Annotated in this window: 17 protein-coding genes and 1 pseudogene; 7 read left to right on the forward strand and 11 right to left on the reverse strand. The window is 41.5% G+C overall.

Annotated features, from left to right (window positions below; translation table 11 throughout):
- Positions 1-31: 31 nt before the first annotated feature.
- A complete protein-coding gene (locus IRB79_RS18225; RefSeq protein WP_243503870.1) occupies positions 32-1,267 on the forward strand; it encodes a Bcr/CflA family efflux MFS transporter in 1,236 nt (411 codons plus the stop codon).
- A 32-nt stretch (positions 1,268-1,299) separates the two neighbouring features.
- Here the strand turns inward: IRB79_RS18225 and IRB79_RS18230 are convergent, their stop codons facing one another.
- The gene (locus IRB79_RS18230; protein ID WP_243503871.1) at positions 1,300-1,641 is read right to left on the reverse strand and encodes an avidin-fold protein; all 342 of its coding nucleotides are present in this window, start codon (positions 1,639-1,641) and stop codon (positions 1,300-1,302) included.
- Positions 1,642-1,709: 68 nt separating this feature from the next.
- Complete coding sequence (locus IRB79_RS18235; RefSeq protein ID WP_243503873.1) at positions 1,710-2,252, reverse strand: GNAT family N-acetyltransferase; 543 nt, start codon at positions 2,250-2,252, stop codon at positions 1,710-1,712.
- A gap of 145 nt (positions 2,253-2,397) precedes the next feature.
- Here IRB79_RS18235 and IRB79_RS18240 point away from each other — a divergent pair, with 145 nt between their 5' ends.
- Together IRB79_RS18240 and IRB79_RS18245 are read left to right on the forward strand one after the other, a co-directional pair.
- A complete protein-coding gene (locus tag IRB79_RS18240; protein WP_243503875.1) occupies positions 2,398-3,819 on the forward strand; it encodes a vWA domain-containing protein in 1,422 nt (473 codons plus the stop codon).
- Positions 3,820-3,969: 150 nt separating this feature from the next.
- Positions 3,970-4,926 (forward strand): 3-oxoacyl-ACP synthase III family protein, encoded by a 957-nt coding sequence (locus tag IRB79_RS18245; protein WP_243503877.1) that lies wholly within the window; start codon positions 3,970-3,972, stop codon positions 4,924-4,926.
- A gap of 53 nt (positions 4,927-4,979) precedes the next feature.
- On the opposite strand, the gene IRB79_RS18250 is transcribed toward IRB79_RS18245, so the two are convergent.
- The 4 genes from IRB79_RS18250 to IRB79_RS18265 all read right to left on the reverse strand — a co-directional run bounded on the left by IRB79_RS18250 (position 4,980) and on the right by IRB79_RS18265 (position 8,121).
- Positions 4,980-5,180: a hypothetical protein gene (locus IRB79_RS18250; RefSeq protein WP_243503879.1), complete on the reverse strand. Its 201-nt coding sequence runs from the start codon at positions 5,178-5,180 to the stop codon at positions 4,980-4,982.
- Between the two features lie 138 nt (positions 5,181-5,318).
- Positions 5,319-5,828 carry a hypothetical protein gene (locus IRB79_RS18255; RefSeq protein WP_243503882.1) on the reverse strand — a complete coding sequence of 170 codons (510 nt, stop codon included), beginning with the start codon at positions 5,826-5,828 and terminating at the stop codon, positions 5,319-5,321.
- Complete coding sequence (locus tag IRB79_RS18260; RefSeq protein ID WP_243503884.1) at positions 5,825-6,298, reverse strand: hypothetical protein; 474 nt, start codon at positions 6,296-6,298, stop codon at positions 5,825-5,827. Before IRB79_RS18260 ends, IRB79_RS18255 begins: the two co-directional genes overlap by 4 nt.
- Positions 6,299-7,158: 860 nt before the next feature.
- The gene (locus IRB79_RS18265) at positions 7,159-8,121 is read right to left on the reverse strand and encodes a LacI family DNA-binding transcriptional regulator (RefSeq protein WP_243503885.1); all 963 of its coding nucleotides are present in this window, start codon (positions 8,119-8,121) and stop codon (positions 7,159-7,161) included.
- A gap of 89 nt (positions 8,122-8,210) precedes the next feature.
- Between IRB79_RS18265 and IRB79_RS18270 the strand changes: the two genes are divergently transcribed.
- On the forward strand, positions 8,211-8,387 hold the full coding sequence (locus IRB79_RS18270; RefSeq protein ID WP_243503888.1) for a hypothetical protein: 177 nt from the start codon (positions 8,211-8,213) through the stop codon (positions 8,385-8,387).
- 117 nt (positions 8,388-8,504) lie between these two features.
- Positions 8,505-8,747, forward strand: coding sequence for a DUF2164 domain-containing protein (locus IRB79_RS18275; RefSeq protein ID WP_019382696.1), 243 nt, complete (start codon positions 8,505-8,507; stop codon positions 8,745-8,747).
- 159 nt (positions 8,748-8,906) lie between these two features.
- Here IRB79_RS18275 and IRB79_RS28060 read toward each other — a convergent pair whose 3' ends face one another.
- A complete protein-coding gene (locus IRB79_RS28060) occupies positions 8,907-9,035 on the reverse strand; it encodes a hypothetical protein (protein ID WP_279401027.1) in 129 nt (42 codons plus the stop codon).
- A 207-nt stretch (positions 9,036-9,242) separates the two neighbouring features.
- On the opposite strand from IRB79_RS28060, the gene IRB79_RS18280 reads away from it, so the two are divergent.
- Positions 9,243-9,731 (forward strand): J domain-containing protein, encoded by a 489-nt coding sequence (locus IRB79_RS18280; RefSeq protein WP_243503890.1) that lies wholly within the window; start codon positions 9,243-9,245, stop codon positions 9,729-9,731.
- A 4-nt stretch (positions 9,732-9,735) separates the two neighbouring features.
- On the opposite strand, the gene IRB79_RS18285 is transcribed toward IRB79_RS18280, so the two are convergent.
- From IRB79_RS18285 to IRB79_RS18295, 3 genes and pseudogenes are all read right to left on the reverse strand, one after another.
- On the reverse strand, positions 9,736-10,239 hold the full coding sequence (locus tag IRB79_RS18285; RefSeq protein ID WP_431833447.1) for a GNAT family N-acetyltransferase: 504 nt from the start codon (positions 10,237-10,239) through the stop codon (positions 9,736-9,738).
- 42 nt (positions 10,240-10,281) lie between these two features.
- A pseudogene (locus IRB79_RS18290) lies at positions 10,282-10,362 on the reverse strand (SAM-dependent methyltransferase); the annotation flags it as partial.
- Positions 10,343-10,816, reverse strand: coding sequence for an NUDIX hydrolase (locus tag IRB79_RS18295; protein WP_243503893.1), 474 nt, complete (start codon positions 10,814-10,816; stop codon positions 10,343-10,345). The pseudogene IRB79_RS18290 and the gene IRB79_RS18295, both read right to left, overlap by 20 nt.
- 212 nt (positions 10,817-11,028) lie before the next feature.
- On the opposite strand from IRB79_RS18295, the gene IRB79_RS18300 reads away from it, so the two are divergent.
- Complete coding sequence (locus IRB79_RS18300; RefSeq protein WP_243503894.1) at positions 11,029-12,249, forward strand: MFS transporter; 1,221 nt, start codon at positions 11,029-11,031, stop codon at positions 12,247-12,249.
- A 73-nt stretch (positions 12,250-12,322) separates the two neighbouring features.
- On the opposite strand, the gene IRB79_RS18305 is transcribed toward IRB79_RS18300, so the two are convergent.
- Positions 12,323-13,048: an MOSC domain-containing protein gene (locus IRB79_RS18305; RefSeq protein WP_243503895.1), complete on the reverse strand. Its 726-nt coding sequence runs from the start codon at positions 13,046-13,048 to the stop codon at positions 12,323-12,325.
- Positions 13,049-13,207: the final 159 nt, after the last annotated feature.

A 13,207-nucleotide genomic window follows, 5' to 3' on the forward strand; every position in this document is an offset into this window, starting at 1 on the left:
TAACAGCTTCATAGAAAGAAAGGTGTTTAACATGATTCACAATCCCACTGGAAAAGAGAGGCTTGCGCTGGCTTTTCTTCTCAGCATGCTTGGAATTTTGGGACCATTCAATATTGATATGTATTTGCCAGGCTTTCCAGATATCGCTGATGATTTCAGTGCCCGAGCTTCACTTGTTCAGATGAGTTTAACAGCCTGTTTGATTGGACTTGCGGCCGGACAGGTTATTGTCGGACCGCTCAGTGATTCGCATGGAAGAAGAAAACCTCTTCTAATCGGGATCTCTCTCTTTGCCGTATCTTCCCTTTTATGCGCCATTTCACCAAATATTGCAGCCTTTATTGCAGCCCGCTTTCTGCAGGGATTAACCGCCTCTGCTGGAATCGTCCTATCCCGCGCTGTTGTCCGTGATGTGTTCAGCGGAAAAGAGCTCACGAAATTTTTTGCCTTGCTTATGGTCATTAATGCAACGGCTCCGATGATAGCGCCAATGACAGGCGGTGCCCTGCTTCTGATTCCTTTCGCAAGCTGGGAAACCATATTTTATTTTCTAAGCTTTTTGGGATTATTTATTACCATTGTTATCTATTTCCGATTAAAAGAAACCCTTCCTCCAGAAAAACGGGTCCCAAGCTCCATTGGAAATTCCGTTAAAAGCATGGGTGGCCTTTTCAGGGACCGTTCCTTCATCGGGTATGCCCTTATCGTAGGATTCATACATGGCGGAAGCTTTGCTTATGTTTCGGGGACACCTTTTGTTTATCAGGGGATTTATGGAGTATCGCCTCAGGTGTTCAGCATCCTGTTTGGCATTAATGGATTGGCCATTATTACGGGGAGTTTCCTAATTGGCCGCCTGGCAGGTGTCATTCCGGAAAGAAGCCTGCTCCGGACAGCCGTCTGCATTGCCGTCAGTGCCACTTCTTTACTTTTAATCATGACCATCCTTAAAGGGCCGCTATTCATGCTTGTCATTCCGATTTTTATCTATATGACCTCAATGGGGATGATCATCACCAGCTCGTTTACATTGGCCATGAAAAATCAGGGGCACCGTGCTGGCAGTGCCAGCGCCGTTATTGGCATGCTTCCTTTAGTGCTGGGTTCAGCTGTTTCCCCTTTGGTGAGCATTGATGAAACCACTGCCGTACCAATGGGTGCCATCTTATTTATTACATCATTCATCGGCTTTGTTTTCTTCTTCACGTTAACGAAAGAAAAAACAAAAAGAAGCAGACAGAACCTGAAGCTGCATGCGGAGGGATAATTCCCTCCGGCTCCCATGCCGATTATAAAACTCTAATCTTTTACTTCCTCGATAATCGAATGACCTTCAGTCCCTTCATCATCCTGCCATTGCCATTTTTCATATAGCCTGATGCGGCCGTCCTGCAATATTTCAGGTTTTGAATGACATTTCCCGCCGCGTATTTCATTTTTGTTATTCACATGATTATATCTAAATTCTAAACTGCCATCTTCATTTACAATTCCAATAATTGTCCCCTGAATAATCTCTCCCCCGCCATAAGCAGCAGATATAATGTTTCCCTCCTGTTTATACTGAAAAAAGGTCTTTGATGATACTTCACCATTCTCTGTATTTTGAACAGAAACAAAGGTACGGCCATTGTAGTTCATTAAAATATCCTCCCGGCGGATTGGTTTTTAAACTCAAACCCAATATGTATTCCAAAACTCCAGTGCTTCTACAAATCCCCTTTTAAAATAGAGTACATATACAAATCATCAAATTTTCCATTTGTATATTCATAATGCCTAAGCAAACCTTCTCTCGTGAATCCCTGCCTCTCAACCAGCTTCTGGGATGAGAGATTTTTAGGCTCTATCAGGGCTTCTATCCTTTCAAGCTCAAGGTGTTCAAATCCGAATTTCAAAACCCTCTCAAGGGCTTCATTGGCTATCCCTTTTCCCCAATGCTCTCTGCTTAGTTCATAACCGACTTCACTTCGGAAATGTCTGGGATTCCTATTTAGGAAACCGCAGCTCCCGATGACCTTCCCGGAATCCTTTAGGGTGATGCCCCAGCGCATTCCTGTGCGATTTTTATAAATGGATTTATACCATTCTATTTCACCCAGCACCTCTTCGACAGATTCACAGGCCGAGATTCCCATATGCTTTACAACCATGTGATCTGACAGGTATACAAACATATCTTTTGCATCTTCTTCAGTTGCTTCTCTTAAAATTAATCTTTCTGTTTCAAGAATCGGAAATACTGTTTCCAACGGATTGCCTCCTCTGCTTTATATCTTTCTTCAACTATACCAAATTGCTGTAAAAAAATCCTATCATATGGAAATTACTTCAAACCCAGCTTTATCCATGTTAAACTCTATTATTAGTAAAACTTAAACAAAGAGGAGAATTTCTGTGAAACGTTATGCTTTATGGCTGCTGTTTGCCGCATTGATTCTTTCAGCATGCAGCAATGACAAAGAGAAAGCGGCAGCTGATTTATCAGGTAAAGAAGAACAGAAACAAGAAGACAATAAAGAAAAAAAGCAGGAAAGCATTTTAGCAGAGTCTGAGAATATTAATTTAGAGATTTCTGAAGAAAGCCTGCTGAACTTGGCCCCTGGAACACTAATGGAAGGGCTCACATACGAAAAGGACATTGAGGCAATTGAATTTAATGTGCCTGAAACTGATCCTGAGCTTATAAGCAAGATGACCCCCAAACTGGAAGAGCTGACGAAAGAAGCCAAAGATACAGACTCGATTAAAAAAGGGCTTCTTTCCCTGCTGGCGAGTCCGAATTATAAAAACATCATTGAAAAGTCCAATGCCTACAAACCGGATTTTGAAGAGCCTTACCTGCCGGATCCCACTAAATCAGAACCTGGGGAAGAAGAAAAGGCATCAGAACAGGCCATTATTCTTCTTGATGCCAGCTCAAGCATGCTGCTGCAGGCAGGCGGCAAAATGAAAATGGATATTGCTAAAAGTGCCGTAAAGAGTTTCGCCCAAACAATTGGCCAAAGCAGCGAAGTTTCCCTTGTTGTATATGGCCATAAAGGCTCTGAAGCGGACGCTGATAAAGAAATTTCCTGTACAGGAGTAGAGGAAGTCTACCCGATGGGGAAATATTCCAAGAAGGAGTTCCACGAAGCCGTTGATTCATTTGAAAGCAAAGGCTGGACACCTCTTGCAGGTGCCATTCAAAAGGCTGCAGAAATGAGCAGCGGTTATGACGGGTCAACAACGATCTACATTGTCAGTGACGGTGCCGAAACATGTGATGGCGACCCCGTCCAGGCCAGTAAAAACCTTGTGAAAAACAACAGCAGCAATACTGTTAATATCATTGGGTTTGATGTAGATGGAAAAGCCGAGAACCAATTAAAAGCAGTAGCCGAAGCCGGCAATGGGGAATATTTAAAAGCGGACAACCCGGATGAATTGAAAAACACGATCCAATACGAGTGGCTTCCTTCTGCAGGAGACCTGGCCTGGGCATTTACATTGTCGCCAAGCCCATGGGAAATGATGGATGAGTATGAACTGGGAGAAGTTTATCCCCGCCAAATATTTACGATCGGCAGGCGTGAAGCACATCGAATCCTTGATGCTGTTACAGTCATGGGAGACAATGGCTGGATCACTGATGAGCAGCGATCAGAACTTCGTGATTGGGGCTATGAACGAAGCGAGCAAATGAAGGACCTCTATTTAGAACTCTATGAAAAAAACCGAAATACAGCTGATGCACAAAGTGATGAAATCAAGCAGAGAGTCGACGAATGGGTTGAAAAAATGAAGGCTCTAAAGAAAGAGCGCGGTGACATTTGGTAAAAGACTTATGAAATTAAGATTGCTCAGGGCTAAATGCTCTGAGCATTTTTTGTTTGAACAAAGTTATAAAACTCTTAATATTGCAAAATTTGTCCAATTATGTGATAAAATGTAATGGTAAAAATTAACTCACCCAAGGAGGTCAGTGCTTTGTTCAGTGCAGGTGTTTTAGGTATCGGTGTAAACATACCACAAAATATTATAACGAATGAGATGATTGCCAAACGTTTCGGTATTACACACGAAGAAATTTGCAGAAAAACGGGCATACTGGAAAGACGCTACGAATCTCCAGACTCATCACTTACAGATATGTGCGAAATTGCTGGAAAACGTGCGATAGCAGACGCAGGGGTCAACCCGAAGGATATTGACATGGTGATTATTGGAACAAACACACATGACACCCACATTACGGCTGCGCTGGTTCAGGACAGAATCGGTGCTGCACAATGTGCGGGACTGGACCTTCATTCAGGCTGTTCCAGCTTTATCACAGCCCTGGCAACCGGGGCCCAATTTGTTCAGACAGGATTGTATAAAAACGTATTAGTCATTGCTGTCGACAAATGCTCCTCCCTCTTGAATCCGATGGATAAAAAGACGGCGCTGCTGTTTTCAGATGGAGCTGCTGCTGTTGTCTTAGGCCAGGTGGATAAAAGCAATGGTATTCTTGGCATCCATATGCAAATGGATGGAAGCGGGGGAAAATATCTTCATCTTGATGAAAACAAGCACATCAAAATGGACGGAAGAGCCGTTTTTGAATTTGCAGTAGACAGATTTCCCCAAGCGGTTCATAAAGTTTTGGAACTATCTGGCCTGAGCTTGCAGGAAGTCGATTTCATCATCCCTCACCAATCCAACTTGCGGATTATTGAAGCAGGAACAGCACGCCTGGGCTTTCCTATGGAAAAAGTTCATACCAAAACCATACAATATTACGGAAACTCTTCTGCACCTACGATAGCTATTGGTCTTCATGAAGAAGTGAAGGAAGGCAAAATAAAAGACGGGGATGTGGTTGTACTGGCTGGATATGGTGCAGGTCTCGGCTGGGGAGCCATTGTCATGCGCTGGGGACAAACATCGAAACAGCTAATTTAAGGCCGCCTAAATGGGGCTTTTTTATTATTTTACAGCACCATAGAGGGGAGGAATTAATCCTCTTTGGAAGCATAGCTGTTCATTAAAGTAAAATGCCTGTTCAGCTCGTTTTCATTTATGGAAATCCTGATCGATAAGTCTTTTGTTCGCAAAACATACTCTTTAATGCCAATAAATTCAGATTCAGCAATCAGGTAAAAGTGCGTTCCCTTCTTTAATCCTTTAAAATGATTCTTTAATTTATATTTTTTCATGATCTTATCTTGGTGCTCCTATAGCTTTTCAGATTAGATGAGATTGAATCTCTAGAATAGATATTATACACCTTTAAGCAGCAAATGTTCATGAAAACAGAAAAATGCGGCCATCCTGATCGGCCGCCTAACTTTTTTCTATTCTGCTGCTGAAAGCTGTTCTTTGGATTTGAGCACCTGGATATAAACTCCTGTCAGTGTTTGAGTCAGCAGAAAGATAGGAAATGAATGAGCGATCCGATACCCTTTCTGCAGCGTAATGATTCCCGCGGCAGTTAACACCCATTGAAAGAAAACTCCTAATAAAGCCCAGACCAAAACATAAATAATGAATGTTTTTTTCCCGATCTTCATTTTTTCATAAAAGTAAAAAAAGAAGTAGCCAAATGGGGCGAATAATAAATAATAAAGAACATCTGTCACTTCATAATTATTTAAATCGTTTATCTTATAAAAATCAGTCCTGCCTCCGCCTATTGTGAAATCATATAGAATACCGATGGACATTCCCCAAAGAAGGCTCAAGATTCTGATTTGCTTAGCCAGCTTATCCGGCCTTCTTATAAGTAAAAAATAAACAAAATAGGCAGCAGCAGTAGTTATTAAGAGAAAGAGCTCATTGCCGCCGAAATTTTCCCATAATTTCATGCTTCATTCACCCCTCTTGTTTTAAGCTGCCCAAAATGCTTCAGTAAGTATTGAACCACTAAATGCAGGAGAATTAGATAAATAATCTCATAGCCGATATTCCACTTTTTATATTCCACAATGTCAAAGTAAAGGGCAATCACCACAGCCACGACAAGGAACAAGACTGACAGGGTGGTTTTAAATAATTTTGAACCAAAGGAAGGCGCTGTCCTGAATAAATTCATTGTAATAGCAACCGTGAGCGGAAGAGTTATGCTTCTATGTATTAAGAAAGCGGAATTATCTAAGATCTGCTGGGAAATCTTCGCCATATTTAATTCTTCATACACAATCCAGGTAAAATTGATATGAATGACTAATGCCACCAAATAGACGAAGGTATTTTCAATAAATGTCAGCTTTTTATTCATTGATGTAAACAGCATTAGCACCAGCCAGGCTAAAGAAACTATAAGTACAAATCCCATGTAACATCAGCCCCATACTTTTTTGTTAGTTTTGGCTGGGAGAAGTACAATTATTCTGGTGTTAGTTCTTGGGGTTTGGACTGGGTTCTATTGGAACGAGCATCGGGTTCAGTCTGGTTGTTTCAGAATTCATTTTCTCATATCGGAAGGTGAGCCAAGTTCGGACTCACTACCTCGAATTTCTTACTCTTCCGTCCGAAGGTGCGCCTAGTTCGGACTCATTCTCTCGGTTTTCTTTCTCTCCTGTCCGAAGGTGAGTCAAGTTCGGACTCACTCCCTCGGATTTCTTTCTCCCCTGTCCGAAGGTGCGCCAGGTTCGGACTCACTCTCTCGAATTTCTTCTCCTCCTGTCCGAAGGCGAGCCAGGTTCGGACTCACTCTCTCGAATTTCTTCTCCTCCTGTCCGAAGGCGAGCTAAGTTCGGACTCATTCTCTCGGTTTTCTTTCTCTCACGTCCGAAGGCGAGCCAGGTTCGGACTCACTCTCTCGGATTTCTTCTCCTCCAGTCCGAAGGCGAGCCAGGTTCGGACTCACTCTCTCGAATTTCTTCTCCTCCTGTCCGAAGGCGAGCTAAGTTCGGACTCATTCTCTCGGTTTTCTTTCTCTCCTGTCCGAAGGCGAGCCAGGTTCGGACTCACTCTCTCGGATTTCTTCTCCTCCTGTCCGAAGGTGAGCCAATTTCGGACTCACTCTCTCGAATTTCTTCTCCTCCTGTCCGAATGTGCACCGGCTTCTGACTGGTTCCATAGATACTCTCTTTCGCCTGTCCGATTTGTAACCATTCTGATTAGTGCCTTCGTTACTCAGAATCAACACAACAAAAAGAACGGCTGGGATCAGCCGCTTCAACCATCATTCTGCTATACGGTTTGCCGTTCGATCAGCTTCACCGATATCTCCTCATGTGTGTGCTTTTCACCATCAATTGCTTGAAGAAGCAGCTGCCGTCCCATTTGAACCAGCGGTATTTCAAGTGTTGTAATGTGCATGATTTTGGCTATTGGCTGGTTATCAAATCCCATGATTGCCAGGTCATCCGGAATATGGATGCCTTTTTCCCTGCAGGAGGTTACAATTCCGGCAGCAGCAAAATCACTTGTTACCAGCAAAGCTGTCGGTGGATTATCCATGTTCGATAACCGGCGAACCACTTCTTCGCCATGCTCAAAATTCAGACACTCATAAAAGATATATTCTTCATAATACGGTTCGCCAATTCGTTTTAAAAAATCTGCATAAGCCTTTCCGCGCTGCCTGCTGTTGGCACCCGTCTTTCTTCCAATACAATACCCGATTTTCTGATGCCCTTTATTATGTAAGTACTCTAAAGCATTAGAGAAACTCAAGTAATGGTCGATAAAGGTAGAGGACACATTTTGATTCCTCGCATCTTCACAGAGAACAATGGGGCCATACTCCGTAAACTGATTGATGACATCCCATTCGCATATTCTTGAACAAATGATTAAAGAGTCGATTTGTTTATGCTGCAGCATTTTTAGAGCTTCAATCTCCCTGTCTTCCTCGTAATTTGTTTGAAAAAGAACTAATTTATAGTTGTTTTTCATGGCCTCATTTGCAATCCCTTCTACAAGCAGGCCGAAATAAGGGTGATTGGTAAAAGGAACCACGACCCCTATAAGAAGTGTTTCCCCTTTGCTTAAATGAACAGCATTGATATTCCGCTGATAATTGAATTCCTCCATTGCCCGCAAGACAGCTTCCCTTTTATCCTCACTCACATAAGGATGATTATTCAGCACTCTGGAAACGGTCGTAACTGAAACTCCTGCCTTTTTAGCGATGTCTTTTATATTTGCCATAAAACCACCTAATTTTTTTCGCTTTTTTCTTGCTCTGAAATGCGTTTCATAATTTAAGCTTTTTTTAACAACTAAAGGAGGTATCCTATATGTTCATTCTAACTGGAATCTTATATCTGGTTCTATTATGCAGTTCGATTCTTGCCTTGTCATCTATTCCTATTTCTCTTTATCCGAGAAAAAAGGGTACAAACAAAGACATTTATGTAAAAGATTATTACAGACTTCTCTTTGATGTCTATGGCGATGACTCATCACATAAGTAACTGGCAGGAGTTTTCCATTTTCCTGCTGTACATATTTCTTTTAAAATTAACAGCCTCCCTTTTGATGAAATTTCCGTGTATAGTAACATGTATCCAAAAGCGAAAGGAAGGCATGGCATGTTTTTAAAAATTACAAAAGAGCAGCAGCAAAAGATGATCGAGGATATCCAGATTTTTTTCTCTGAAGAAAGAGATGAGGAAATATCTGAGTTCGGTGCAGAAAGGGTGCTGGATTTTGTTAAAGAGTCATTGGCCCCGCATTTCTACAATGCAGCGATTTCAGATGTAAAGCATGTAGTGGAGCAGCAATATGCTTCAATGGAGGATGAAATCCTGACTCTCGAGCGTCCTATAAAGTAATTGATTGTTGAAGTTTCAATTTATAGCAGTCTAACGGGCATAAGACTCCCTCATCAAGACTCAAAGGTTTCGAATGAGGATGTACGGGAGTCCAACTGCCCATACAGGTCTGATTGGTTCAGCTAACATTCAATCTTAAACATCGGATTTATTCTCAACCTATTTCTTATCATTAAATACGTCATTCACAAACATGGCAGAGTTGCCGCTCGAATCAAAAAAGATTGTCCACAGCAGAATAAACGGAAAAGCAGCGACCCATACTGCAAATTTGAACATTTTCTTCATTATTACCCCCATCCTCCCACGTCCAGTTTCTTACATTATATCAAGATTCCACCTTATTTTCTAATAATTCCAGTTATTCGAAATGATAGCGTTACCAGTGTAAATAAACTTTAATACTATGTCATCTGCTTGTTATTTTTCTGAAATTGTTCAGTGATATGATGTTTTTGACTGCTAAAAAGATTTTATAGAGAGTGAGCATGAAGGATGAACATTATTGATGCTGTGGCACAATTACATAAAGCTGGAATAAAGGCGAATGGCGCAGACGTTGAGCGCTGGATAGAAGAAGGAAAAATTAAAGCGGAACGAAGTCCGAGGAGGCAAATCAGCTACACAATAAAGACGAAGGATCTCACTGATTTCATCATCAAAAAACAAGAAGAGCTTTATCAGCAAAAACTCGAAGGGATCCTCCTGCAAGTTAAAGATCTTAAAGGACAAATGGAGATCCTGAATACCCGTGTCCAAATAGAGGAATCCAAAGTTAAATCATTGAAGAAAATGATACAAGCACAGAACTTGATCGCCGATGAAGAAATCAAGCCTGCGAAGCTTCTTGGCCTGAAACCTGATGAGGATATGCAATTGATCCGAAAAGAATTCAAGAAACTTCTAAAAGCCCTCCATCCAGACCGGGGTGGTGATGAAAGGCTTTTTAAGGTGTTTACTGAACATTATAAAAACATCTTCTAGAATTCTAAACGTTTGATATGGAATATACATACATCTTATTTCCGGCTCTTAGGAATGTTTTTTCCTTTTTCATGCCAGCTTTTTCTGCAACACGGATAGAAGCAAGATTTTTCACATTTATAATGGAAACCAGCTTTTTATATTTTAAGCTTTTAAACCCATATTCTTTACAGGCTAATGCCGCTTCCGTCGCATAGCCTTTTCCCCATTCACGCCTGGTAAACAAATAGCCAATCTCCATTTCTATAATGCCCCCTGTATCCTGAGGGGTAATTCCGCACTGCCCCAAAAACCTGCCGGATGTTTTTTCTTCAGCAATCCAAAGGCCCACACCATATGTCCGATAATCGTGCAGGGTCCAGCTGATCCAATCTTCGGCCTGCTCTCTCGTTTTTGTTGAGCGATAAAATCTCATGGCCTCCGGGTCAGAAAAGATTTCCATTAAATAAGACAGGTCGCTACTTTTCATCTTTCTTAAAATTAATCTGTCTGTTTTTAATATAGGGATGGACACACGATCTTTCCCCTTTCATCATTGCTCGCTTTCATTAAAACTCAATTCTGGACCCTCTGCCATTGATTTATCACTTTCATACATTTTTGTGCAGAGTTCACCGTAGTAAGCAATCATTCATCTCCCCCTCCATGCTTTTATATCTTATCCCTTCCTCGACAGCCCAGATGTGGTGCTCGTGAACAAGTACTTCTGCTAATCTTCGAATTTCAATCCACTTCATTACATGGTCTTCTTCAGTCGGCTCTTGTATTTTATCCGCCAGACCAGCCAGATAAAAATACCCGTCACTTAGCATTGGCCTTTTCTTGGTCTGCGGCAAATAGCTCTTTGCATTACCGATAAACAAGAAATTTGAAATCTCATAGCCGGTCTCTTCCAGCACTTCTCTTTTCAGGCATTCGATTTCACTTTCACCTTTTTCTATTCCTCCGCCTGGCAGAAAGTAATGGCCAGACTGAGTTTGCACAGTTAATACCTTTTCATTTTCTGAATTGAAAATTACAGCGTAAGCACCTTTGCGTATTTTATAATCAAGTTCTTTTATTTGGTTCCCGAATACATTGTTCATTCTCTTACCTTCTTTGTATAATGGCTGCTTGTATCAGTAATTCAGTCTTGCTTTCAAAGTTTCACCAATCATTTATTCCACATTCTTATGTGATTATCCTTTATAAAGAATGCCAAAATCAGTAAATAAAAATCTGAATTTTCGTATTGCGAATTAAATTCAAAATTTTTAAAATAAAACAGAAAACATCTTTGAAAATTAGGGAGACACACATGAACCGTAAAATTTTTCTGTATGTAAAAGCTTTTTCCGATTTGGGTACGTTCATGGACCTGATTGCCATTAATGTGCTCATGTATGCGGCCACCGGAAGCTCTGCCTGGCTTGCAGCGACAATGGCCATCAGGACACTTGGCGGCGTTTTATCAAGTCTTTTCTCAGGGGTTCTGGCCGATCGCTTTGACCGCCGAAAAATTATGATTTGGACGGATGTATTCCGTGCTGTCATCATTTTAGGCTTAATACCTTTTCCAAATCCAATCATGATTCTCATTGTTTGCTTCTTTATCGGATTGACATCAAGCTTTTTTGCAGTTAGCTACAGCGCAGAAATTCCTCAGATTTTTGGCGAGGATAAAGTACTGGAGACGAATGCGTTAATTTCCCGATTAACATCTGTCAGCCTGGTGTTTGGTTTTATCGGGGCTGGAGTTATAACTGATTTCCTCGGATACCAGGTAACTTTAATCATTGATGCCACAACCTACGTCATTTCAGCACTCGTTCTATTAAAAATGAAATGGCAAACCTCGGAATCAGCCGTAAATAAAAGGATCAGCAGCGGCTTTAAAGAGAAACTTGCCAGCATTAGCAGAGATTTGAAAGAAGTTTATTCCTTTATTTTGCTGAAGCAGATGCTGCTTCTTGTCAATATTGTCTTCCTAATTGGGGCATTCGCAGGTGCTTCGCATAATTTGGGGATTCCGCTGCTGGCCGAAAATATAGATAGCAGCAAACAAAGTTTTTACTACGGGTTAATCTGGGGTGTATGGGGAATTGGATCAGTATTAGCAACCATGATTCTGCCAAAATTGAAAAGCCTCCGGGAAAACCGCCTTTATTTTGCATGCTTTGTATCCGCCATGCTTATGTCCGCAGGTTTTATCACCTTCCTGTCCAATCATAGCTTATGGATCATTCTGCCGTTTGCCTTTTTAACTGGTATTTTTGATGCGGGTTTCACGACTCTGCATGCCACAATCCTGCAAAAGACAGACAACCATATCAGAGGCAGAATTTTTGGAGTAGGAATGCTTTTAAAATCATTGGGCTTTGCACTTGGATTTGTTGCCGCCCCTCTTGTACTGGAAGTATTCTCATTAGCTAAAATGGTTTGGCTCTTCCATAGGACATTAATATCTGCAAGCATTCTCGTCCTGATTTTTGCTGCGGGGAGCCATAAAAAAGTTAAGAGAATGAGTCAAGGTGTATAAGTTAGAGCCCAGTTCATGAACTGGGCCAGCTTTATTTTGCATGAACTTAGATTGACGAGGTGCAAACACGTACTTAACCAAAAAGGTAAACCTCATCCCCTGCCGAAATTTCACCTATTTTCTTGACTGAGGAATACACACCAAAGTGATTATCCCTTTCTCTAATAACCTTTTTATGCAAACTTGGATCCCTCTCCCCGCTCTCAGGATCTACAGTAATAATCATACACCGTTCGCAATGCCGCTTAACTTTAATCTCCGCACTTCCAATTTTCATTGTCTTCCCAAACCATTTATCCTCAGCAAAAGGATCATCCTTTATCAGGGAAATGACTAAATTCGGGCGAAACCGCTGGAAGTCCAGCTTCTCTTTGCCCCACATCTCTTTCATTTTTTGCAGGGACGCGTCTGTCACTAATAGAATATTTTCCTCTTCAATTGCCCCTTCAGGTACATGGGCAGGACTATATTTCACTGGAGTGATTTTTCTGGAAGAATGGTCCTCAATTTCTTTTAACAATTCTTCATCATCCCAGGGGATCCGTCTGCCGTCCGGGGTAGTAATACTTACTGGAGGAAATAGGTTCTCATTTTCCTCTCCCATAAACCCTGCTTTATACCTGACCATTTCCGGATACTGAGTAATCGTTAAATATTTCCCTGGCCTTGATTCATCCAGGTAGGCATGGCTGCGATCCCCATACAGTCCATAATCCATTACCTTTGTTTTTACCACACTTTCCCCGTGAAAGCTTTTCACCGGATAGCGGACAATCTCTTTAACATGTCCTATTAGCACCTTCCATTCCACTCCCTTCAACCAATAGAAATATCCATGACAGCGGGTTCGGCTGTCATGGATATCATTTACTGCGGCCGTTTTGTTTGTCGCTTTGCTTTTTCATTCCTGTCCGATTGAATAATCTTTTCACGGACGTCAGGAGGTATGGACGCAGAT

It is taken from the genome of Cytobacillus oceanisediminis (genome assembly GCF_022811925.1).
In the GTDB taxonomy this organism is placed as follows: domain Bacteria; phylum Bacillota; class Bacilli; order Bacillales; family Cytobacillaceae; genus Cytobacillus; species Cytobacillus oceanisediminis_D.